This window comes from Bacillus sp. JAS24-2 (genome assembly GCF_008274905.1).
Taxonomy (GTDB): domain Bacteria; phylum Bacillota; class Bacilli; order Bacillales; family Bacillaceae_G; genus Bacillus_A; species Bacillus_A cereus.
This window is the reverse complement of sequence record NZ_CP031068.1, coordinates 2663032-2685328: the sequence shown is the minus strand read 5'-3', so window position 1 is coordinate 2685328 and position 22297 is coordinate 2663032. Positions and strand designations below refer to the sequence as shown.

Genomic DNA, 22297 nt, shown 5'->3' with positions numbered 1-22297 from the left:
ATTAAATGGAGAATTAGCAAATGTTCTACTTTCATTAAATTCACGTGAAGTTCACAGGAAAACGTTATATTTAAATAGTTATATTTGAATTTAATGAAGTGAGGTATTCAGATTTGAAAAGAAAGAAATTAGTAATTGGTAGCATTTTAATGGGTATGACGTTATCTTTATCTGCATGTGGTTCATCAGATAATATTGTAACGACAAAATCAGGAAGCATTTCAGAAAGTGATTTTAACAAAAAATTAAAAGAAAACTACGGTAAACAGAATTTATCTGAAATGGTAGTAGAAAAAGTATTAAATGATAAATATAAAGTTACGGATGAAGAGGTAACGAAACAACTAAAAGAATTAAAAGACAAGATGGGCGATAATTTTAATACATATATGGAATCCAATGGTGTGAAAAATGAAGATCAGTTGAAAGAGAAATTAAAGCTTACTTTTGCTTTTGAAAAAGCTATTAAAGCAACCGTAACGGAAAAAGATATTAAAGATCATTATAAGCCAAAGCTTCAAGTTAGCCATATTTTAGTAAAAGATGAAAAGACAGCAAAAGAAATTAAAGAAAAATTAAATAGTGGCGAAGATTTCGCGGCATTGGCTAAACAATATTCAGAGGATCCAGGTTCTAAAGAAAAAGGTGGGGAACTATCTGAATTTGGACCTGGTATGATGGTGAAAGAATTTGAGGATGCTGCGTATAAGTTAGAAGTTGGTCAATTGAGTGAACCTGTTAAATCTTCTTTCGGATATCATATTATTAAGCTAACGGATAAAAAAGAGCTTAAACCGTATGAGGAAGAGAAAGAGAATATTCGTAAAGAATTAGAACAGCAACGTATACAAGATCCTCAATTCCATCAACAAGTTACTAGAGAACTGCTTAAAAATGCAGATATAAAGGTATCTGATAAAGACTTGAAAGATACCTTTAAAGAGTTAGAAAAATAATAAATGGAATGTAAGGCAAGCGATAGAAATATCGGTTGTCTTTTTCTCTATTTATCCCGCTATTTGCCGGGCAGTAAGACCCCACCTCAAAATTCAGCGAAAGCAAAGAAGTGGCCCTGCTGATCCTAAACGCCCAATTGGTGAGGGCTGATTAAAGTTTCACTTTATAAAGAAGGAGGAAGTGGGAAAATACTTTCATACCTGCATTAAATTTTACTTAATAAGAAATCTTTGAGTTTCTCAACTTTTATATAAAATAAAACTGAATTTTCAGTTATTTTGTTATATAGTAAAAGAGAACGAATAAGGGGAGGGAACATTTTGAGTAAAAAGAAAATGGCAATTACACTGTCAGCAATGCTATCTGCAACAATTATACCTAGCTTTACTATGGATGTGCATGCTGAGAAGAAGGAAGAGACTAAAAGTACAAAAATTGAATTAGAAAATGGGATGACAAAACCGATTTATTCTCTCGATGAAGCTATTATCGAAAATTTATATGTAGAGACAGAAGTTGATAGTGATCGAGACGGTAAGAAAGACAGAGTATCGATAAAAGTTATGCGTCCAAAGACAGATCCGAATGTGAAAGTTCCTGTTATTTATGAAATGAGTCCATATCGATCTGGATTAAAAGATGTTCCTGTATATAATGTAGATGAAGAATTGTATGCGTATGAAGGAAAACCGTATGGAGCGGTTAATCTTGGTTCGTATGAGAACTATTACGTGCCAAGAGGTTATGCAGTTATTCTAGGCGAAAGTATCGGTACTGGAAAATCAGATGGATGCCCTACAACTGGAGATGAACAAGAGATACTCGGGACAAAATCTGTTATTGATTGGGTAAACGGTCGCGCGAAAGCATTTACAGAACAGGGTGAGGAAGTTCAGGCAAATTGGTCTACAGGAAATGTAGGTATGACTGGAGTTTCCTATAATGGTACTTTACCAAATGCTGTTGCGACTACTGGAGTCGAAGGTTTAAAAACAATTATTCCAATCGCAGCAATTAGTAGTTGGTATGATTATTATCGTGCAAATGGTGCAGTCATTGCTCCAGGCGGATATCAAGGGGAAGATACAGATAATATGGCAGAAGCAGTACTGACAAGGGAAAACCCTGAAGTTTGCGGACAAGTTATAAAAGAGTTAACGGCTGGACAAGACCGAAAAACAGGTAATTATAATGATTTTTGGGATAAACGTAACTATGTAAAAGATGCTAAAAATGTAAAAACGAGTGTATTTGTTGTTCATGGTTTAAACGATTGGAATGTTAAAACAAAACAGTTCGCGCAATGGTGGGAAGCACTTGGAGAAAATAATGTTCCGCGTAAAATGTGGCTACACCAAGGTGGTCATGGTGGGACATCAAGTAATAACTGGCAGCAAACACAAAATAAATGGTTAGATTATTGGTTGTACGGAATTGAAAATGGAATTATGGATGAACCAATGGTTGATGTGCAACGAGAAAATAAAACGTGGCAAAAGATAAAAAATTGGCCAGATCCAGCGGCTGTACCTTCAAAAATCCGTATGTATTTAAGTAATAAATCAGTCAATTTACCATTAAGTATGGGAGCGGCTAATAAAGTTTTCTCATTCTTAGATGATGCACAAATGAAATCAAACCAATTAGTAGCAAACCCAGAATTAGAAGTAGCAAATCGATTAGTATATACAATGCCTGTACTGCAAAAAGATACGCGTATAAGTGGTACACCAAAGATTTCAATTACAGGAAATATTGATCGATCTGTATCAAATTTAACAGCATTACTTGTTGACTATGGAGGAGCGAAGCCGGAAATCGTAACGAGAGGCTGGATGGATCCACAAAACTTAAAGAGTATAGAAAATTCAACAGCGATTCAACCGGGCAAAGATTATACATTTACATGGGACATGCAGCCAGATGATTATGTATTTAAAGCGGGGCATCAAATCGGAGTTGTTTTAATTGCAAGTGATTATGATTATACAATTAGACCGAAAGCTGGCACGAAACTTACAGTGAAATTAAGTGAAGTGACATTGCCGATTGTGAAATAAATATTTTTTCTAAAGAGTTTACTAAAGTAAGCTCTTTAATTTGTAGTCTGAATTTTTAATTTTTATATTTCAAATTGGAAGGTTATGTAATACAATATCATTATATTCTATGGAAAGTGAGTGATATATTATGACAGTCAGCTCTTTCGAAATATCATTAAAATCAGAGGTGCAGGAAGATTAGTTGAATTGAAATCTTCCGTACGTAAAAACGGAGGAGAAAATAAATGTTTAGCTTTTATAGTACACTTTGTACAGAACTGTATGATTACACAAAACCAGTCGGTTATTCTTTAAATGGTGATATTGAGTATTACAAAAAACGTTTAAAAGATTGTAGAGGAAGAATCCTCGAAGCCGCAGTAGGTTCAGGACGTGTCATCATTCCGCTTCTAGAGGCTGGTTTTAAAGTGGATGGGATAGATTATTCACCTGAAATGCTAGATTCTTGCCGTAAGCGCTGTAAAGAGAGAGGCTTACATCCTAATTTATATGAAGGAAGCTTGCAACAATTTTCACTTCCGCATAAATATGACGCAATTATCATTCCTACTGGATCTTTTTGTTTAATTGAAAATCGTGTGGATTCTATAAATGCATTGAAATGTTTTTATGAACATCTTAATCCAGATGGACGATTAATCGTAGATATTATGCTTCCGCATGACTGGAAGACTGGGGAAATTCATACATCGACTTTCTCTTTGCCGAGTGGAGACGGAATCACATTAGAAAATAAATCAATTGAAATAGATTGGCTGAACCAAGTTACTGTATCATATTTGAAATATGAAAAGTGGAGTAAAGGACAGTTAGTACAAACAGAACTACAACGCTTTGCGCTGCGCTGGTATGGAATAGAAGAGTTTAAACTTCTTTTAGAAAGTATAGGTTTCTCTAATATTACGTGCTCTGCTGAATATGATTATGAAAAAGAACCGTCAAATGCAAATCAAATGATTACTTTTGAAGCTGTGCGAAAAGAATAGAACTAAAACTATGAATAAAAAATAAGGCAATCGATTTAAAATCGGCTGCCTTATTTTTTATTTTATGTAATGGTTTATAGAGAAAGATTGGAGGGAAATAAATGAAACTTATATTAATATTTGGCCCACAAGCAGTTGGAAAAATGACAGTGGGGCAAGAATTAGCAACATTAACCGGTTTAAAACTTTTTCATAACCACATGACAATTGATTTAGTAAGTCCAATTTTTGATTACAGTACGAAAGAAGCAAAAAGACTAGTAAGTTTATTTCGTAATGAAATATTTGAAGAAGTATCTAAAAGTGATTTATCTGGAATGATTTTTACGTATATATGGGCATTTGACCTCCAAGCGGATTGGGATTATATACATCATGTAGAAAGTATTTTTGAATCAAAAGGTGGGACAGTGCATTTTGTAGAGCTGGAAGCGGAATTAGATGAAAGATTAGAACGAAATAAAAGCCCGAATAGATTAGAACATAAACCGAAAAAAAGAGATATTGAGTGGTCTGAAAATAATTTGAAAGAAACGATGAAAAAGCATAGATTAAACTCTCTTCATGGTGAAATTGAAAAAGAAGAGTATATAAAAATTAATAACACGTATTTGAGTGCAAAAGAAGTAGCGGAAATGATTAAAGAGAAGTTTCAATTGTGAAATTTTTGAAGTCTATTTCGTTTTCGTTGTCCAAGCATTCTCCTACTAATTACATATACTATTTATGTTAAAGTCGGCTACTATTTTATATAGGGCTGTTATTTTCCTATAAATGCTATTTTAGTGAAGTGGGAGGAATCAATTTGGAAAACGTAGAACAAGATAGAATTGAAAATCAAGTGTATTCAAATCGTGTAGTAAGATCAGAATTTGATTCGAATTGGGAAACTTGTATATCAAAGAGTGGTTATGTAATTTATGTAGCAACAAGTAATAATGCTGAAGTAATAGTGCTTCTTGCAGATGGTTCAAGTAAATTATTAATTTTCGAAAAAGGCGGTAAAGTAGTAGTTGGTGGCGGTGGAACAAGTCATTACAGTAAGCCGCATATTGCAAGAAATATTTAAGATAGAACATGTTAATTAAGAAGAAGCTGGAAAACGGTTGTCATTCATGTTTAGGGCATGATAGACGAACCGTTTTTTATTTGTTTATAAATTTAGAAGAACTTCATTGATTACAAATACATCAGGATGAGCAGCGAAATTAGAAGAAAACTTGGTGGGTAATGGTACAAAATATTATGTAGGTTTGCAAGAATCTTATAAGCGATATAAAAAAGCATTTCCTATTTGGGGAAACACTACTTCTATGTTATAGTATAATAGTGTTTTTAGATGGTGCTATTTTAATATATTTATAATTTTGTTATGTATTATTTTTATATTAAATAAGCGTCTAAAGTATTTTTTGATATAAGGAGTAATAATTAGAGAAATGAAAAATATAGACTTTATACTAGAAAGTGATGAGGCATTAAAACCGTCTGAACGATTAGTACTATTATTATTAGAGAAGCATAGAATGCTATATACGAACGATCTATTGGCATTATCAAATTTATCATATAAAACATTAACAGATTCATTAACGGCGCTAGTTTTAAAATCGTATGTGTTAAAGGAAACGGGTAAGGGAAGAAGACAGAACTGCTATAGATTAGTATGATAAGGCAGCTGTTTTAGAGACTTTTACATATGTTTTTTCAATCGTAAGGTGGAAGTGTGTTTTTTGTTTTCAAACGAAAAAATTACTATAAGAGGGGTTAAGATAGTAGCGTTTCATTTTTGTAAATGTAATTATTTCATCATTGAAAATACAAAAATGAAATAAACAGTATAAAAAAGAAATAAAAAAACAATCCCTTTTTAAAATGGATTGTTTTTTTATTGGAATAATATTATTTGATATGTTGAAAGCATGAATAGCAGAATAGACATTACCTGTTTTATTTTATGCAAATGAACAAATATGATGAAAACTATGTGTATAGTTTTTTGCTTGCTTTTTCAGTAACTCTAATGAAATTATGGTCTTCATTGTTTAAAGGCAGTATTTTTAACATTATTGCTATTCAGCATTAAGCACAAAAAAGTAATATATATAATATTATTATGTAAACTTAAGATTTTAAAAGGAAAATATAATAATTAATAGAACATGTAGAAGGAGATGCTTAAATATTTTGAAGGATGGGAGATTATTATGGAGCATTTACAATCAATAGCACAAGCTGTTATAAGTGGTAATAAGGAAAAAGTAGTGAAGTTTATAAAGGCGAGTCCAAGTATTGTTAACGAATGTAGTGAAGATGGCTGGACACCACTTCATTTAGCAGCTTATTTTGGACAGAAAGAAATAGCGAGTTTTCTTTTAGAAAGCGGTGCAGATATACATAGTAGAGCGAAAAATGAAAATGAAAATACACCTTTGCAAGCGGCAATTGCGAACAAGCAAAGTGAACTTGTCGCTTTCTTAATTGAAAAAGGATCAGATGTAAATATTATGCAAAGTGGAGGCTGGACAGGACTCCACGAAGCAGCATTATTAGGAAATGAAGAAATAATTATGTTGCTCCTTAAAAATGGAGCTAATAAGATGATTAAGAAAAATGATGGGAAAACAGCGTATGATATTGCATTAGAAAAAGGATATAATCACCTTTTACATCATTTGAAACAGGAAGTGAACTTATGATGAATAAATGGAGTGTTGGTATATTTTTATTTAATGAAGTAGAAGTGTTAGACTTTGCAGGGCCATTTGAAGTTTTTTCTGTAACTGAGGTGAATGAAGAAAAAACATTTACTGTTTATACAGTTAGCGAGAATGGGGAAATGATTACAGCAAGGAATGGATTGAAGGTACAGCCAGATTATAGTATTGAAAATTTACCACCAGTGGATATTTTAATAATTCCGGGTGGGCTAGGTGCTAGAAAATATGAAATAAAAAATGAAATAGTAATAAAATGGATTCGCCAACAAATGAAAGAAGTAAAGCTGATGACTTCAGTTTGTACAGGAGCGCTATTACTGGCGAAAGCAGGTTTACTGGAAGGTTTAAAAGCAACAACACATTGGGCTAGTATTGAAAAGTTTAAAAATGAGTTTCAAAATGTTGAAGTTATAGAAAATGTAAAGTTTGTAGATGAAGGACATATTATAACATCTGCCGGAATTTCAGCTGGAATTAATATGGCATTTCATATTGTGAAAAACTTGTTAGGTGTGCATGTTGCGGAGGACACAGCGAAGCGAATGGAGTATGATATTAGTTTGCCAAATTAAAAAGCCCGGATTGGGCTTTTTATATTGAATGAATATAGTTAAGCTCTTCATCACTCAAAATAGGGCGAACAGATGCATTTGCATTTTCTTGTGCTTGTGTTCCTGTTTTTGCACCAGGAATTACAACACTTACTGCCGGATGAGAGAGTACATAGCGAAGTGCAAGTTGCCCTAGGGTCTGATTTTTATTTGAGAGCAGCCGAAGTTTCTCTACGGTTTGTAAGTCTTCTTGAAACCAAGTTTCATTTGGCCAATCTTTGCGTAAATCTCCATCTGGAAAAATTGTTTTATTTGTGAATTTTCCAGTTAAAATGCCCATTTTTAATGGACCACGAATAACAGCTCCTAGATTTTTCTCTTGTAAGAATGGTAATATATCTTTTTCTGGTTTTCGATTTAATATATTGTAATCAAGTTGTACGATATCAATTTCGTTGTTGTTATTGAAATGATGAATGTATTGTAAATCATGAGTCGAAACACCGACTGCTCTTACTTTGCCATCACGTTTTAATATGTCAAATGCACGTAGAAATGCTTCTGTTTCTCTACGATTATGCCACCAAATATGACAAAAATAAAGATCAATATAATCTGTTTGAAGACGTTGTAAACTTGTTTCGAATACGGCGATGATTTTTTCGGGAGTATCATATACAGGAACTCCATTAGGGTCGTAGTGATGTCCGATTAAACCACCTTTCGTTGATAGGATAATATCATTACGATGTCCTTTAATCGCGGTAGCTACCAACTTTTCACTATGTCCTAAACCATACACATCCGCAGTATCAATAAAATTCACACCACACTCAATTGCTTTTTTTATAGCGGTTATAGATTGTTTATCGTTAACAGGTCCCCATTCATCACCACCGATTGCCCATGCGCCAAAACCTATTTCAGAAACAGTTATTCCAGTTTTACCTAATGTGCGGTAATGCATATTCCCCCTCCTTGTAAGCATGTTATAACATGGATATGTGGGGAAGGAATATTGTGTGTGAAAAAACTCTTCTACAATAGTAGAAAAAGAATTACAGAAACTACTATTTTATAGCAGCATGTATAAAAAAAATCGGTGTAAATATGGAAATGTCGTCGAATGCTATCTTTAATTGGTTAATTTATGGGATATTTTTGTGAAGGAGTTTATTTTATAAGAATAGAATTTAGTTTAGTAAGAAAACGTGCCGATGGTAGTGAAAAATATGGGTTAGGGGGATTTGAATGAGGAAACTCGAGCGAGTAAATGTTCCTAATATACCAGAGCAATTATCACAACCTAGTGACAAGCGTAGGATAAATAAAAAGAAGTTAAGGCGACTTATTTTAATGGTCCTTTTTATTGCGGCAACTACTCTATATGTTCAATATATTTTAACGAAACAACAAGAAGTAATTGATAAAAAGAAAGATACGATTACGGATCAAAAGAAGCAATTAGTATCTTTAAAGAAAGATAAAGATTCTTTAAAGACTAACATAGAAAATTTAACAGACGATGAGGAAGAAATTTTGAAGTTAGCGAGAAAAGAGTATCAATTTTCTAAGTCAAATGAAACTATATTTGTGATGCCAAAGTAATAAAAACAGTTAGCCATTGAACTGCACCCCCAATTGTTAGACACCGTCTAACAATTGGGGGTGCAGTTTTTTATGTATGAATGTCATGGTACAAGGAACAATCACATATTGTAGAAATGAAGAGTTTAAGCTATTTTCATAAATATGGAATATGCACTAAAATAAATGTTGTTAAAATTCTGTCAATTATATTATAATACAAGGTAAGCGGATACATTTTTTAATCAACGTTGAGTTCCTCGCTCATACGACTATTAAGAAACCCGTTATCCTCGTATAAGAAAGGAAGATAGCTGTGTACGCCTCAAATACAATTTATATCGTAGGGGATGCGAAAGCACCTCAAAATAATCCCATTACTGAAAAGTTTAAAAGCTATTTCGTAGCATTTATACTTGTTAAGGATACAGGGGAAATTGTAGATGCAGACTGCTCAGCGACAATTGCATTAACATCTCAATTTGTTAAATATTTATTTCTACATAAAAATATAAATGACCCGGCGTTAGTAATGGAAGTAAAGAACCGATATTTCGGTTCTTCTCAAAAAGCGTTACTTGTAGCGCTAAAAGATGCACAGAAAAAATATAATCAGATTGCTGCTTTGTCTACTCAATCATAGACAAAATCCAGCCGTAAGAATCATTCTTATGGCTGGATTTTTTTATTTCACATTATCGTCCTACATCAAAAGTGAACGAAAACAAAGTAGAGAGATAGAAGAGTAAATGCCCAATAGGTTTACCTAATAATCCGTGGGTATAAATCTCCGGTGGATTAAAATTTCACTTCATTGGAGAATGAAAGGATGAACAAAATGAAAATTACAGATGTAAAAGTAAATCGTAGACGTGTAAAACTGCATACACCGTTTAAAACCGCGCTTCGTACTGTAACAGAAATTGAAAGTATAGATGTTTATATTCATACAGACGAAGGAGTGATTGGTAAGGGGGCTGCAGCCGCAACGCCAGTTATTACGGGGGATTTCACCAGCGGAATGGAAGAAGCGATTTTAGGACCGATGCGTTCATGTTTAATTGGTCAAAATATCATTCAGTTTCAGCAGTTACTACAGGGCATTCAAATGAGTTGTATTGGAAATTCAAGTGCCAAAGCAGCGGTAGATATCGCTTTATATGATGTATATTGCCAATATCAAAATGTGCCGTTATATGCATTGTTAGGCGGGAAGAAAGAAATTCATACCGATATTACAGTGAGTGTGGATGAGCCTGTATTAATGGCAAAAGAAGCGAAGAAACATATAGAAAAAGGATTTCAAACATTAAAGATTAAAGTGGGTAAAGAGGCGCATTTAGATTTGGAACGTATTGAGGCAATTCGAAATGTGGTACCAAGAAATACGATATTACGTTTAGATGCGAATCAAGGTTGGAGTCCAAAAGAAGCGGTCTCTATTATTCAAGAGATGGAAAATCGTAATTTAAATATAGAATTTATTGAACAACCAGTACACGCGAAAGATTGGGATGGGTTAAAGTATGTCAAAGATCGTGTGCAAACGCCAATTATGGCCGATGAAAGTATATTTTCAGCAAGTGACGCATTAAAGCTCGTTCAAGGAAGATATGCAGACTTCATTAATATTAAATTAATGAAATGTGGTGGTATACGTGAAGCATGGCGTATTGCAGATATCGCAGAAACAGCTGGTGTGAAGTGTATGGTGGGCAGCATGATGGAATCTTCACTTTCCGTTAGTGCTGTTGCGCATTTAGCGGCAGCGCATCCTAATATTCATTATTTTGATCTTGATGCACCGCTTTGGTTAATGGAAGAGCCAGAAGGAATGACTTATTCTGGATCAAAGGTAAACCTTCAATCGACAGTGAATAGTAAGTCTTAGGAGAAGAGACTAGTAAACTATCTTTTAAGGGGGATAAATATGAAAAAAGTAGGAACTGCATTTTTAACAACTTTATTTATATTTTCATCGTTTACATCGGCAAATGCTGAAGAAAAGAAGGATAATAAAGCATTTATAGATGTATCTGCTGCAACGTTATGGACAGTACCTGATTCATTAAGGCCAATCGATACACCGAGTACAACAAATCCAGTGGATCTATGGAAATGGACGAAATCAATGACACTTGACGAGAAACTATGGTTAACAAATGCAAATAAATTAGAAACACAAGCGTTACTCGGTCAAGAAGTAACTGTTATTGATAAGAAAGGCGAATGGGTGAAGGTATTAGTGCATGGACAGCCAACACCCCGAAATGAAGAAGGTTATCCGGGCTGGATGCCTGAAAAACAATTAACATATAATCAAGAATTTGCAGATAAAACAAATGAACCTTTTGTCTTAATAACCAAACCAACAGCGATTTTATATATAAACCCTTCTGAAAAACATAAATCACTTGAAGTCAGTTATAATACAAGACTGCCGCTATTAAGTGAAGACACAATTTCATACCGTGTATTGTTGCCAAATGGGCAAAAAGCATGGATACGTAAAAATGATGGAACAGTTTACCAATCTCAAACTGATATTCCAACTCCGGCGGCCGATGATTTAATTAACACAGGGAAAATGTTTTTAGGATTACCGTATATATGGGCTGGTACAAGTGGTTTTGGATTTGATTGCTCTGGCTTCACGCATACGATCTATAAATCGCACGGCATTACAATTCCGCGAGATTCTGGACCGCAATCAAGAGCAGGAGTTGCAGTTGATAAAGAAAATCTACAAAAGGGAGATTTAATTTTCTTTGCACATGATCAAGGGAAAGGTAGTGTCCATCACGTCGCAATGTATATTGGTGATGGCAATATGATTCACTCACCAAGAGCTGAAAGATCGGTAGAGATTATACCGCTAAATACACCAGGATATATAGAAGAATACGCTGGTGCTCGTCGTTACGTACCTTAAAAATAGAGGGGGTTTTTAAATGAAAAAAGTTGTTCGTTACTCATTAGTTAGTACTCTATTAGTTTCTTCATTTTTAGTTGGCTGCGCAAAAGAAAAAACTGCAACAAAGCCGAAAGATGAGAAGAAAGTATTACAGTTACTAGAAACGGGTGAAATTCCGTCGTTAAATTCAGGGAAAGTAACAGATGCAGTCTCGTTTAACGTTTTGAATAACGTAATGGAAGGACTATTTCGTCTATCGAAAAATGATGAAGAAATTGAAGCCGGCGCACAAAAATATGAAGTGAGTAAAGATGGAAAGACATATACATTCCAATTGCGTGATGCGAAATGGTCTAACGGAGATCCAGTAACCGCCCATGATTACGTATACGCTTGGAAACAATTGATTAATCCAGATACAGCTTCTCAATATGCATACATTGCGTACGATGTAAAAAATGCTGAGAAGATAAATAAAAAACAACTAGGTCTAGATGAATTAGGAGTAAAAGCGAAGGATGATAAAACATTCGTCGTAGAGCTAGAACATCCTGTACCGTATTTTACGAAATTATTAATTTTACCATCCTTCTATCCAATTAACGAAAAATATGCGAAAGAGCAAGGTGATAAATATGGATTAGAAGCAAATAAAGCGGTATATAATGGACCGTTTACATTATCAGAGTGGAAGCATGAAGCTAGCTTTACAATGAAGAAAAACGATAAGTATTGGGATAAAAAAGAAGTGAAGTTAGATGAAGTAAACTATCAAATTGTAAAAGAAATTTCAACTGCGGTAAATTTATATGAAACAGATAAAGTTGATAGAGCTGTTATTTCTACAGAATTCGTAGATAAATATAAAAATAATAAAGAGCTAAAACAATATACAGATCCAGTTATGTACTTCTTCCGATTTAATGAAAATGTACCGATTCTTAAAAATAAAAATGCACGTCTTGCGCTAAGTACAGTTTTTGATAAGAAGGGACTCGCAGATTCATTTTTAAATGATGGATCGGTTGCAGCGAACTATTACGTACCAAAAGGATTTTTAAAGGGCCCAGATAAGAAAGATTTTAGAAGTACGTCTGGTGAGTTTAATAAGACAAATGTAAAACAGGCGAAGGAATATTGGGAGAAAGCAAAACAAGAGACAGGTACAAATGAAGTGACTTTAGAATTATTAAATTATGACTTAGAAAACTTTAAAAAAGTTGGAGAGTACATTAAAGAGCAGCTTGAGAAAAACTTACCAGGATTAAAAGTGAATGTGAAATTACAGCCGCATACGCAAAAATTAGCACTTGAGAAGAAGAAAGAATATGAAATGTCGTTATCACGCTGGTTACCAGATTATCCAGATCCAATGACTTACTTAGAAGTATTCCTTTCTGGAAGCAGTGTTAATAATACAGAATATGCAAATCCAGAATATGATGCATTAATTAAGAAGATTAAAACAGAATTAGGTAATGATGAAAAGGCTCGCTGGAAAGCAATGCAAGATGCTGAAAAAATGCTACTTGATGATGCAGTAATTGCACCGGTATTCCAGCGTGGATTATCTTACTTACAAAAACCATATGTGAAAGATTTATATGTACATCAATTTGGTCCAGCTACAAGTTTAAAATGGGCAGATTTACAAAAATAAAAGAATGGGGAAACAGACTTCACGTATGTGATAGTCTGTTTTTTCTTATTTAAAGTTAGAAAAATAGTTCATGGTATAATTTATTAGTCTGTAAACAGTATTTGGAGGGAAAATGATGTCTATGTTTGAAGAAGAGAAAGTAATTTATACAAAAAGATTATTTATGAGGAAACCAATTGTAGAAGATATTGATCAGTTTTATAACATATTAAAAAAAGATACTGTTGGCAAATGGCTGGCTAAATCAAGAGGAATGTCGAAGGAAGAAACAAATGATTATATTGGGCAACTTATCTTACATTGGGAACAGTATGACTTCGGGGTATGGTTGTTATTTAATAGTGAAACAGGAAAGCTTTTAGGACATTGTGGTTTAAGAAAGGTAGATGAAACAGGTGAAATAGAAATTATGTATCTTCTTGACCCAGAACATTGGAGGAATGGGTATGCATTAGAAGCAGCAGAGGCTTCCATTAAATATGCAATAGAGACTTTGAATGTAACAAGAATAATTGCTAGAGTTAAAGTAGCAAATGAGAGCTCGAAAAAACTTTTACGAAAGCTCGGGTTTATATATACTCATGAAGTTGATCATAGCGGGCGCTTATTATCATATTTTGAACTCCATACATCATCCAAAGAATTCTAGACATTTCATATATTTTTTCATTGTTAAAAAATAAAATTATTACTAAAATTCCAGTGTGAAATTTATGTAGAATCTTGTATAATTAACATGTTTCTATGGAAACATTTTCTTGCGCTATTTATATAGGGCTTAATAGAACAAGGAAGGAAATACATACATGTATATAATAGATAAATAGAATGGAACATGTATAGAGACAAAGGAGAGAAAAGATGACGTGTCAAAAACAAGGGTTACAATTTAATAACGATAGAAAGAGGGACAGAAGATGAAAATGAAGCATGCTTTTGGTCCTATAATTTTAGCGTGTGTGCTTTTTTTCATTATCATTCTAATCCCATCGAAAAGTTTAGTATCGCTTATTAGTGATAAGAAGGTAGAAGATGCGGCAACTTCTTTACAAAAAGAGAAATTACAAAGTGTTTTCTTACAGCAAAAAATGTTAGAGAATTCACAGTATTTACCGATGTACGGTTCATCAGAATTTTTACGAATGGATGCATATCATCCGTCTAATTATTTCAAAGTAAATCCAGCTGGTTTTACACCGTTTTTAATTGGAACTGGTGGTACACAAAGTTTAGCTCATATTTTAAATATGACATCTACTATGGATGAATTAGAAGGTAAAAAAGTAGTGTTTGTTCTTTCACCACAATGGTTTACAAAGACTGGTGTATCACAAGGGGATTTCACTAATAATTTCTCCAAACAACAAGCATATCATTTTATTTTTAATGATGAGATAAATCCAGGAATGAAGAAGCAAATCGCGAAACGGCTATTAGATTATAAAGTTGTTCAAGAAGATGATATATTAAAAAATTCATTAGAAGGTATTGTATATAATGATACGAAACATAACATAAAAGCAGGTTTAGTTAAACCACTTGCTTATATGCATCGAAATATTTTAGATCATAGAGATTTATTTAACTCTTTATTTAAAATCGAACCGATGAAAGAGAAAACAAATATCGGACTTCGTTCAATTTCTTGGGAAGACGCACGTAAACACGCAGAACAAGAAGGGAAAGCAGAGTCTACTACAAATACATTCGGAATTGAAAATCCGTATTATCATAAGAATAATCTGAAGAAAAAACTAAAAGGTTTAAAAAACTTTAGAGCAAATGAAACATATGATGAATCACCAGAATACGATGATTTACAAATTATTTTAGATTTATTTAAAGAGAAAAATGTCAAACCACTCTTTATTTCTGTACCTGTCAATGGGCCTTGGTATGATTATACTGGCTTCCCGAAAGAACGCCGTGAAGTGTATTATAAAAAAGTTCATGAACAGGTTGAGAAAGCAGGATATCCAGTAGTTGATTTCTCTGGTCATGAATATGATAAGTATTTCTTAAAAGATACGATTCATTTGGGCTGGAAAGGTTGGATTTATTTTGATGAAGCAGTGCAGAAATTTAATTCTGAGAAATAAAGTATAGAAATCGGAATGGCTATAAGCCGTTCCGATTTTTTTAGTATAGAGGATTTTGGTGAGGACAATTTGGGAATGCATGTATATCTTGAATCTGTCTATAATCATAATGTTTCATTGCGAACTGGGCTTGATAAAGGTATTCATACACATATAATTGACCATCATGAGCTGAACATAATACACCAGAAGTTCCTTGCCCATTTATGAAGGAAATACCGATAGGGCGTCCGATTAAGTATGGTATTTTTTGCTGCCAATGCATAGGGGAATCACTCCTTTTTGAGATAATATACGAAAGAAATGATCAAACGGTTGCTTATCCATGTAAATGTAGATGGAAAGGTGTTATATAATTCTTGAAGATTAATTCATATATAAATAAAAAACCGCTATAACTCCGAATGAATTTATAGCGGTTTTTGTTATATTCTTAAGCAAGATTTTTACGCTTTTTTGTCCATTTTTTTATAACGAAGTATAAAAGTATAAGTACGACGCCACCAATTGCGAATGATTTCACATACGGACCAGCAATATCGTTAATATTTTCCCAATTTTCACCTAGCTTTTCACCTAAATAAATGAAAATAATAGACCAAGGGATAATCGCAAGTGCTGTTAGTGTAGTGAAACGTAGTAAAGGCATTTTTGTAATACCAGCAGGAATTGAAATCGCATGACGCACTACTGGAATGAGGCGTGCTGTAAAAATGACACCAGTTCCGTAACGATTAAACCAATCTTCTGCAGCGTCTATTTGCTTTTTATGTATGAAAATATATTTTCCATAACGTTCTAATATAGGGCGTCCACCATATCGTCCAAGCCAATAAATAAAGATTTGGGCAATAACACCGCCAATTGTACCGAATACAACTGCGCCTATAAATGAGATACTTCCATTGAATACTAAGTATCCTGCATAAGCAAGGACAATTTCACTTGGGATAATCTCAATCATAAGTCCAAGCATAATGCCCCAATAACCTAATCCTTCAAAAAACGTTAATACTGAATGAATAAAACTACTTAACATTGTTGCACCTTCTAGTTTATGAATTTTTGAGTATAAGAACCTTTTATTTAATTACGTAAAAGGTTCACTATATGTAGATTATACCTTATTTACATAGGGGATTGCTATTTCAATTCTTTTATGTCTCTCATAAGTATTATAGTAAAGTATATAAGCTACGTTTTCATGAAGGGTTAATGAAAAGATTATTAAAAATTTCTCATAAAAAAATAGAAGCATTTCTGCTCCTATTTTTTAAGGCTTCACATCTAAGTTCTGTAAAAATAAAGTTGCTGTTACGTAACGCTTTGCTAACATTTGTACATAAGCGGTATGTACAGAAAGGGTCGCAATAATAATAGCGTTACGAATTGCTTCGCGTTGTTCGTTATTAATTTGATCGAACTTACTTGCGATTTTATCAGCTTTTTCTTTTACGATGTTTTCAATTGTATGAACGGTATCTGTTGCATTTAATTGTAAGCAATTTCCTTGATTGAGTTCTTCAAATAAAGAAGAGTATGCTACATATAAATGAACAGGATTGATTAAATCATCACTTCGATCAGCTGGATCATTTACAATAAGGCGTAATAGCTTACGAATGGATTCAAAATCAAGTGCTGTTTTTAAATCTTCGACAATAAATAGTAAGGCTGCTTGTTCAATTGAATATTTTTTCCCTTTTTGAGGAGAGCCAATCATTTCTTTTATATCTCGTTTCACCCAGTTTTGCATAGCAGTTACAGAGAAACTTGTGTTTTCAATCTGATTGCCAAGCGCAACTATTTCATTTAAAGAAAAACCGACATCAGTATCGTCAATTTTAATCAGCTTTTCAAAAATAGGTGAAAGTGCGGTAGTAATAAAAGCTGTAACGCTTTGTCCGCTTTCAATATCTTTTTTATGTGACTTTGCCCAAGCTTCTTGTAAAATACCGAGAGGCTTTTTCGTATTCCATCCTCTTAGTGATAGAAGAAGGGTAGCCATTTCGTTTCGTGTGAGATGAAATGTTTCCATCTTTTCACCTCCAAAATAATAAAAAGTTCTTATGAACTTATAATATGTTTTGTTTCATTTAAAGTCAATTCTGTTTTGCTTAATTTTTCCTTTGTGACCAAACTGTTGAAAGTAAATAATACTTGCATATTTCGACAAAAGTTCATATAATAAGTTCATAAGAACCTTTAAAATGTTCTTAAAAACAAATCTATCATTCTGAATTTACTAGAAAGATAGATTTCACATATATCTATATAAAAGGAGAATGGATATAATATGTTGAAAAAACTTGTAGCAGTAATGACAGCATTCATGGTTATCTTTGGGGCTAGCAGCTTTATGCTCGTAGATCATGCAGCAGCGAAAAGTTACAAATCTGGTAAAAAATCATTTACACCAAGTTCAGGTCAAAAGTCAAAAGTTGATTTAAACAAAAAAGACTCAAATGTAAATTCTCAAAAAACGACTCCAGATTCAAAAACGAAAGCAACAAACACGGCACCAAAAAGTAATAAAGGAAGCTTTATGAAAGGTTTATTACTAGGTGGTCTTGGTGGTTTACTAATGGGTAGCTTATTTGCAAATATGGGAGCTCTTGGTTCTGTATTAGCATTTATGGTAAATATGTTAGTAATGGCTGGTATCGTAATGTTAGCAGTTCGTGCATTTAAATACTTCAAAGACCAACGTAAGAAGAAGGCAGATGAAGTAGCATGGAAACAATAAAAATTTCTGAACAAGAGCTTATAAATGCGCTTTGTATATATATCGCTGAAAAAAGACAAGTGGGTCCAGAAGAAGTATTAGTTGAACTCATGTATGATGACGACTACGGTTTCTCTGCGGAAGTAGAGGTAAATGGTCGCCAGCAAATTTTAATTCAAGCAAACTTAATCGAAGCTTTACGCTTATTGCTTGACAGAGAATATAATGTCAATCCATTCGCAGCGAGATTACAACTTGAATTAGATGATGAAGAAGGCATTTACGCATTAGCGAAATTTAATAACTCAGATGAGTAGAGAAGAGAGCTGTTGAGAATAATCTCAGCAGCTCTTTTTAGTATGTGCATATGTAGATGAGTAATCACGCCAAATTTCATTCATCTTTCGTCTACCGATATCTACCATCGGATTAAACTGAATTGCAGATTTCTGACGAACAAAGTGAACGTTTTGAATGGCGTGAGATAATTGTTGGTCGACTATATCACGTTTTTTGCTTGCATATTTAGCAATAGATAGACCTGCAACTGTTCCTTGCGCCATCGCAATTTTTCCGCTTTCAATGCCTGTAATATTGCCAGCTACAAATAAACCAGGAAGAGGAGTTTCCATTGTTTCGGAATGGAGAGGAACGTGTCCACCTAATTCTGAAATGTAATGGAAGGGACAACCAGCTACAGCTGCAAGTTCGGCAAGTGGGTATAATCCCCCGGCAATACAAACAAAATCTGCTTCATATATTTTCTCTGATCCATTAATAACATTTCCTTTAGAGTCAATATTAGCAACACGTACACCTTCAACTTGATCTGTTCCGATAATTTCAAGAGCTGCTTTCCGAAGGTGAAGTGGCGTTCCGTTTATTTTCATTCCGCTGTTTGGATAGAATGTTAATCCAGCTTTTCGAACCCAATCATATTTCATAAAGTGGCTACCTATTCGCAAAATAGCAGAAGGAGCGAGATGTGCTGCATTTAAAAGAGAGTTTAAAACTTCTTCAGGTTCACCAGCTTTTTGACTTAACTCGCTTTTCTCAGGGAGTACAATATGATCCACTGTAATTCCCGCTAATTGCAATTCACTTAAAATGGCGAAAGACAAAATGTTAGCACCAATAATAATTCCTTTTTTTCCAACTTGCACGCGATGAACATTTGTCATAACTTGAGCTGCTCCAATTGACATCACTCCTGGAAGTGTCCAGCCAGGAAGGGGAATAGAATATTCCGCAGCTCCAGTAGCAAGTAGTACGAAAGGTGCTTCTAACGTACCGATATTAGTATGTACAAACCAATTGTTTTCATCTCTATCTAAATTATAGACCGAAACACCGCACCTGATATGTACTGAAAGTGATTCTGCTTCTTCATGAAGTCGCTTCGATTCTTTTATTCCGTTCCACCATTCTCCAGTAGGCTCTTGATGCAACTGTCCTAACAATCTTCCGCCCGGCTTCATAAATTCATCAATAACGAGCACTTTTAGTCCGAAACGAGCACAAGAAATAGAAGCAGATAATCCCGCTGGCCCTGCACCAATAATAATTACATCACTCATCGTTTTTTCACCATCTCTCTCACGATATTCGGATGCTGTTTCCCGCTTTCAACAACCATGTTTTCTTCTACAACAGTTAAGCATGCGCGTACATTTGTTTGATTATTTACTGTCATGCGGCATTCGGAACAGTGTCCGATATTACAATAAATACCTCGCGGTGTTCCGCTATCTTCATGAACTCTTAATGTCCTAATTCCATTTGCTAACAGGGCAGCAGCTATCGTTTCATGTTCATATGCTCCGTATTGATGACCGTTAAATTGAAAGGTAATACGCTCACTACTTTGTAAAGTACCTAAAATAGGGTGATGTGTAATTCTACTCATTTACTTTCACCTACCGATCCAAAAGTAACTGCACGTATTGGTGGTTGATATTTTAACGGTAGTTCATTAAGAGTTACGTCAGGATTCGCATTTTCAATCATTCGATCTATCATTATTCTGCATGTGCGACCACCGCAAAATCCCATGCCAGCACGTGTTCTTAGTTTTAATTCTCTTGCCGAGCAGTTATATTTAGCAATTGTCGATTGAAGTTGCCCATATGTAACCTCTTCACAACGACAAACGATTAAGTTGTTTTTATTTGTCATATGTATTCCTCCTCTAGTTCGGTTTTCACAAATTATATATGCAAAAATCATGCCAATATAGAGGAGGGAGAGAGGGCTACCTGTAAACGCCTGATCGGTGCATACTGATTCTTTATTGAAGTCCAAGTTTCTTTAAACGGTTATATAAAGTAGCCCTTGTTACACCAAGTTGTTTTGCGCATTCTAATTTATTCCCATTTAAAATTCGTAAAGCCCTTTCAATAACTTTTTTCTCATGCTCATCCATCTCTTCTTGTAAAGAAAGGATTGTATTATTGTTGCTGAGTAATAGGGAATGGGCTGTATGGTTGTCTAAAGTTTCAGTCGTATGAAATGGTAAATATTCTTGTTTTATAATTCCGTCTGTTGCGAATACCACAAGCCGTTCAACAACGTTTCGAAGTTCGCGAATATTACCTGGCCAATTGTAATGAAGCAGTTCATGCATAATGCTTGAAGGTAAGTCACGAATTGGTCTGTTATAGTTGATTGAAAAATCGTTTAAGAAAGAATAGGTTAATTCAATAATATCCTCGCGTCTTTCGCGCAGCGGTGGAATCTGCAAGCTAACTACATTTAAGCGGTAATATAAATCTTCTCGGAAAGTTCCTTTTCTCATTTCTTCTTGTAAATCACGATTTGTAGCAGCGATAATACGGAAATCAATATTAATTTCTTTTTCACCACCAACTCGGTAATACTTTCGCTCTTGCAGTACACGTAACAGTTTTACTTGCATATCAAGTGGCATTTCACCTATTTCATCAAGAAATAAAGTACCGCCTTGCGCGAGTTCAATTTTACCTTTTCTTCCTTTACTATTTGCTCCAGAAAACGCCCCACGCTCGTAACCGAATAATTCACTTTCAAATAATGCTTCTGGAATTGCCCCGCAGTTAATCGAAATGAAAGGCGCCTTCGCTGCTTCACTTGCTTCATGAATTGCTTTCGCAAATACTTCTTTTCCAACTCCGCTTTCCCCAAGTATTAAAACAGTTGATTTCACCGAACAAACTTTTCTAGCTAATTGTATCGTTCTTTGTATAACAGGACTTTTTCCATTCATCGCAAGGAATGGATCGGATTCATCTTTATACTTTGCCACTTCTTGTTCTAAACGGTGCATTTCATGTGACATATTAAATAGTTTTTCATTTAAAGCGACTTGATTTGTAACATCTGTTTCTGAAACGACTGCTCCTATAATTTCATCATTACAATAAACTGGATTTGAATTAATTAATACGAATAAATCGGGGCGAGGCTGATGGAACTGAGCGACTATGCTTTTTCCATCATGTAAAGATTGTAAAATTTCCAAGTCTTTATAATCAAAAAAACGAGTAATCGGTTGCCCAATAATCTCATTATGGTTGACTGAAAATATTTTTTCAGCACCATCTGTCCAAGTTCGAACGCATTCTTTACTATCAATTACTGTAACAGAAGAGTCAGTTGTTTGTATTACAGTGTCATAAAATGACTGTAGTTCATTGTAGGACTTATAAAGAAATGGAATCATTTGCTGAGAAGTTATACAGCATATCGGCTCATCGTTTTCGTTAAGGATGATAACAGCTAATTCATAAGAAAAAGCGTCAATTAATGCAGTGAATGAGTCATCTACATAAATAATTGCGCAATTATATTCTTCTGTAGTAGAAGGGAGGTAATAAAACCTTTCGTTTATTTTCTTAATGCGATCAAGGCTACATGTATGATTGATTAAAACGCTTTCCAAAAATTCTTGTATAGTCGGAAATGAGAATTCCATAATGTCCTCCTGTTATGTATAAAAATTTTGACAGTGATAAAAAAATAATACACTTATTTACTATAAATTTAAAATATTTTTACAAA

The 22297-nt window shown here is 34.0% G+C and carries 25 protein-coding genes; 17 read left to right on the top strand and 8 right to left on the bottom strand.

The genetic code is table 11. The features are described 5' to 3' along the window. Positions 1-113 precede the first annotated feature (113 nt). The 8 genes from DN407_RS13930 (at position 114) to DN407_RS13895 (ending at position 7298) form a co-directional block, all read left to right on the top strand. The gene (locus DN407_RS13930; protein ID WP_002103226.1) at positions 114-956 is read left to right on the top strand and encodes a peptidylprolyl isomerase PrsA; all 843 of its coding nucleotides are present in this window, start codon (positions 114-116) and stop codon (positions 954-956) included. Between the two features lie 321 nt (positions 957-1277). Beyond that, positions 1278-3017 carry a Xaa-Pro dipeptidyl-peptidase gene (locus DN407_RS13925; protein ID WP_149216383.1) on the top strand — a complete coding sequence of 580 codons (1740 nt, stop codon included), beginning with the start codon at positions 1278-1280 and terminating at the stop codon, positions 3015-3017. A gap of 227 nt (positions 3018-3244) precedes the next feature. Beyond that, entirely contained in the window at positions 3245-4006 is a 762-nt protein-coding gene (locus DN407_RS13920; RefSeq protein ID WP_000490927.1) for a class I SAM-dependent methyltransferase, read from the top strand. Between the two features lie 101 nt (positions 4007-4107). Continuing rightward, a complete protein-coding gene (locus DN407_RS13915) occupies positions 4108-4668 on the top strand; it encodes an AAA family ATPase (protein ID WP_000767061.1) in 561 nt (186 codons plus the stop codon). A gap of 143 nt (positions 4669-4811) precedes the next feature. Beyond that, positions 4812-5075 carry a hypothetical protein gene (locus tag DN407_RS13910; RefSeq protein ID WP_000432429.1) on the top strand — a complete coding sequence of 88 codons (264 nt, stop codon included), beginning with the start codon at positions 4812-4814 and terminating at the stop codon, positions 5073-5075. Between the two features lie 370 nt (positions 5076-5445). Beyond that, positions 5446-5676: a hypothetical protein gene (locus DN407_RS13905; RefSeq protein WP_000789031.1), complete on the top strand. Its 231-nt coding sequence runs from the start codon at positions 5446-5448 to the stop codon at positions 5674-5676. A 537-nt stretch (positions 5677-6213) separates the two neighbouring features. Beyond that, complete coding sequence (locus DN407_RS13900) at positions 6214-6705, top strand: ankyrin repeat domain-containing protein (protein WP_000400681.1); 492 nt, start codon at positions 6214-6216, stop codon at positions 6703-6705. Next, positions 6702-7298 carry a DJ-1/PfpI family protein gene (locus tag DN407_RS13895; protein ID WP_000981432.1) on the top strand — a complete coding sequence of 199 codons (597 nt, stop codon included), beginning with the start codon at positions 6702-6704 and terminating at the stop codon, positions 7296-7298. The genes DN407_RS13900 and DN407_RS13895 overlap by 4 nt, the downstream gene beginning before the upstream one ends. A gap of 19 nt (positions 7299-7317) precedes the next feature. Here DN407_RS13895 and DN407_RS13890 read toward each other — a convergent pair whose 3' ends face one another. Next, positions 7318-8244, bottom strand: coding sequence for an aldo/keto reductase (locus DN407_RS13890; protein ID WP_000559359.1), 927 nt, complete (start codon positions 8242-8244; stop codon positions 7318-7320). Between the two features lie 284 nt (positions 8245-8528). Between DN407_RS13890 and DN407_RS13885 the strand changes: the two genes are divergently transcribed. The 7 genes from DN407_RS13885 to dltD all read left to right on the top strand — a co-directional run bounded on the left by DN407_RS13885 (position 8529) and on the right by dltD (position 15537). After that, a complete protein-coding gene (locus DN407_RS13885) occupies positions 8529-8885 on the top strand; it encodes an FtsB family cell division protein (protein ID WP_001228371.1) in 357 nt (118 codons plus the stop codon). A gap of 295 nt (positions 8886-9180) precedes the next feature. Further along, a complete protein-coding gene (locus DN407_RS13880) occupies positions 9181-9507 on the top strand; it encodes a DUF3870 domain-containing protein (protein ID WP_000271312.1) in 327 nt (108 codons plus the stop codon). Positions 9508-9693: 186 nt separating this feature from the next. Continuing rightward, positions 9694-10755: a dipeptide epimerase gene (locus DN407_RS13875; protein WP_001038458.1), complete on the top strand. Its 1062-nt coding sequence runs from the start codon at positions 9694-9696 to the stop codon at positions 10753-10755. Positions 10756-10794: 39 nt separating this feature from the next. After that, positions 10795-11796 (top strand): C40 family peptidase, encoded by a 1002-nt coding sequence (locus DN407_RS13870; protein ID WP_149216382.1) that lies wholly within the window; start codon positions 10795-10797, stop codon positions 11794-11796. 19 nt (positions 11797-11815) lie between these two features. Further along, positions 11816-13438, top strand: a complete 1623-nt coding sequence (locus tag DN407_RS13865) for a peptide ABC transporter substrate-binding protein (RefSeq protein ID WP_000758254.1) — start codon at positions 11816-11818, stop codon at positions 13436-13438. Between the two features lie 115 nt (positions 13439-13553). After that, positions 13554-14087: a GNAT family N-acetyltransferase gene (locus tag DN407_RS13860; RefSeq protein ID WP_000061613.1), complete on the top strand. Its 534-nt coding sequence runs from the start codon at positions 13554-13556 to the stop codon at positions 14085-14087. Positions 14088-14355: 268 nt separating this feature from the next. Continuing rightward, complete coding sequence (gene dltD / locus DN407_RS13855) at positions 14356-15537, top strand: D-alanyl-lipoteichoic acid biosynthesis protein DltD (protein WP_098022651.1); 1182 nt, start codon at positions 14356-14358, stop codon at positions 15535-15537. Between the two features lie 40 nt (positions 15538-15577). Here dltD and DN407_RS13850 read toward each other — a convergent pair whose 3' ends face one another. The 3 genes from DN407_RS13850 to DN407_RS13840 form a co-directional block, all read right to left on the bottom strand. After that, positions 15578-15802 carry a hypothetical protein gene (locus DN407_RS13850; RefSeq protein WP_000558689.1) on the bottom strand — a complete coding sequence of 75 codons (225 nt, stop codon included), beginning with the start codon at positions 15800-15802 and terminating at the stop codon, positions 15578-15580. A gap of 168 nt (positions 15803-15970) precedes the next feature. Then, positions 15971-16576, bottom strand: a complete 606-nt coding sequence (uptA, locus tag DN407_RS13845) for an undecaprenyl phosphate transporter UptA (RefSeq protein ID WP_149216381.1) — start codon at positions 16574-16576, stop codon at positions 15971-15973. A 234-nt stretch (positions 16577-16810) separates the two neighbouring features. Further along, positions 16811-17575 carry a DUF1836 domain-containing protein gene (locus tag DN407_RS13840; RefSeq protein ID WP_000447231.1) on the bottom strand — a complete coding sequence of 255 codons (765 nt, stop codon included), beginning with the start codon at positions 17573-17575 and terminating at the stop codon, positions 16811-16813. A gap of 258 nt (positions 17576-17833) precedes the next feature. Here DN407_RS13840 and DN407_RS13835 point away from each other — a divergent pair, with 258 nt between their 5' ends. Together DN407_RS13835 and DN407_RS13830 are read left to right on the top strand one after the other, a co-directional pair. After that, entirely contained in the window at positions 17834-18283 is a 450-nt protein-coding gene (locus DN407_RS13835; protein ID WP_149216380.1) for a hypothetical protein, read from the top strand. Continuing rightward, the gene (locus DN407_RS13830) at positions 18271-18579 is read left to right on the top strand and encodes a YxcD family protein (protein WP_000447747.1); all 309 of its coding nucleotides are present in this window, start codon (positions 18271-18273) and stop codon (positions 18577-18579) included. Before DN407_RS13835 ends, DN407_RS13830 begins: the two co-directional genes overlap by 13 nt. Before the next feature lie 24 nt (positions 18580-18603). Here DN407_RS13830 and DN407_RS13825 read toward each other — a convergent pair whose 3' ends face one another. The 4 genes from DN407_RS13825 to DN407_RS13810 form a co-directional block, all read right to left on the bottom strand. Then, positions 18604-19839, bottom strand: a complete 1236-nt coding sequence (locus tag DN407_RS13825; protein WP_001286106.1) for an NAD(P)/FAD-dependent oxidoreductase — start codon at positions 19837-19839, stop codon at positions 18604-18606. Beyond that, positions 19836-20168, bottom strand: coding sequence for a (2Fe-2S)-binding protein (locus DN407_RS13820; protein ID WP_000087067.1), 333 nt, complete (start codon positions 20166-20168; stop codon positions 19836-19838). The genes DN407_RS13825 and DN407_RS13820 overlap by 4 nt, the downstream gene beginning before the upstream one ends. Next, positions 20165-20437: a (2Fe-2S)-binding protein gene (locus DN407_RS13815; RefSeq protein ID WP_149216379.1), complete on the bottom strand. Its 273-nt coding sequence runs from the start codon at positions 20435-20437 to the stop codon at positions 20165-20167. The genes DN407_RS13820 and DN407_RS13815 overlap by 4 nt, the downstream gene beginning before the upstream one ends. Before the next feature lie 112 nt (positions 20438-20549). Beyond that, the gene (locus tag DN407_RS13810; RefSeq protein ID WP_149216378.1) at positions 20550-22211 is read right to left on the bottom strand and encodes a sigma-54 interaction domain-containing protein; all 1662 of its coding nucleotides are present in this window, start codon (positions 22209-22211) and stop codon (positions 20550-20552) included. Positions 22212-22297: the final 86 nt, after the last annotated feature.

Coding starts and splice junctions, on each gene's coding strand:
- DN407_RS13920 (WP_000490927.1), top strand. CDS start 3,245: ATGTTTAGCTTTTATAGTACACTTTGTACAGAACTGTATGATTACACA.
- DN407_RS13915 (WP_000767061.1), top strand. CDS start 4,108: ATGAAACTTATATTAATATTTGGCCCACAAGCAGTTGGAAAAATGACA.
- DN407_RS13905 (WP_000789031.1), top strand. CDS start 5,446: ATGAAAAATATAGACTTTATACTAGAAAGTGATGAGGCATTAAAACCG.
- DN407_RS13900 (WP_000400681.1), top strand. CDS start 6,214: ATGGAGCATTTACAATCAATAGCACAAGCTGTTATAAGTGGTAATAAG.
- DN407_RS13895 (WP_000981432.1), top strand. CDS start 6,702: ATGATGAATAAATGGAGTGTTGGTATATTTTTATTTAATGAAGTAGAA.
- DN407_RS13890 (WP_000559359.1), bottom strand. CDS start 8,244: ATGCATTACCGCACATTAGGTAAAACTGGAATAACTGTTTCTGAAATA.
- DN407_RS13885 (WP_001228371.1), top strand. CDS start 8,529: ATGAGGAAACTCGAGCGAGTAAATGTTCCTAATATACCAGAGCAATTA.
- DN407_RS13875 (WP_001038458.1), top strand. CDS start 9,694: ATGAACAAAATGAAAATTACAGATGTAAAAGTAAATCGTAGACGTGTA.
- DN407_RS13870 (WP_149216382.1), top strand. CDS start 10,795: ATGAAAAAAGTAGGAACTGCATTTTTAACAACTTTATTTATATTTTCA.
- DN407_RS13865 (WP_000758254.1), top strand. CDS start 11,816: ATGAAAAAAGTTGTTCGTTACTCATTAGTTAGTACTCTATTAGTTTCT.
- DN407_RS13860 (WP_000061613.1), top strand. CDS start 13,554: ATGTCTATGTTTGAAGAAGAGAAAGTAATTTATACAAAAAGATTATTT.
- dltD (WP_098022651.1), top strand. CDS start 14,356: ATGAAAATGAAGCATGCTTTTGGTCCTATAATTTTAGCGTGTGTGCTT.
- DN407_RS13850 (WP_000558689.1), bottom strand. CDS start 15,802: ATGCATTGGCAGCAAAAAATACCATACTTAATCGGACGCCCTATCGGT.
- uptA (WP_149216381.1), bottom strand. CDS start 16,576: ATGTTAAGTAGTTTTATTCATTCAGTATTAACGTTTTTTGAAGGATTA.
- DN407_RS13840 (WP_000447231.1), bottom strand. CDS start 17,575: ATGGAAACATTTCATCTCACACGAAACGAAATGGCTACCCTTCTTCTA.
- DN407_RS13835 (WP_149216380.1), top strand. CDS start 17,834: ATGTTGAAAAAACTTGTAGCAGTAATGACAGCATTCATGGTTATCTTT.
- DN407_RS13830 (WP_000447747.1), top strand. CDS start 18,271: ATGGAAACAATAAAAATTTCTGAACAAGAGCTTATAAATGCGCTTTGT.
- DN407_RS13825 (WP_001286106.1), bottom strand. CDS start 19,839: ATGAGTGATGTAATTATTATTGGTGCAGGGCCAGCGGGATTATCTGCT.
- DN407_RS13820 (WP_000087067.1), bottom strand. CDS start 20,168: ATGAGTAGAATTACACATCACCCTATTTTAGGTACTTTACAAAGTAGT.
- DN407_RS13815 (WP_149216379.1), bottom strand. CDS start 20,437: ATGACAAATAAAAACAACTTAATCGTTTGTCGTTGTGAAGAGGTTACA.
- DN407_RS13810 (WP_149216378.1), bottom strand. CDS start 22,211: ATGGAATTCTCATTTCCGACTATACAAGAATTTTTGGAAAGCGTTTTA.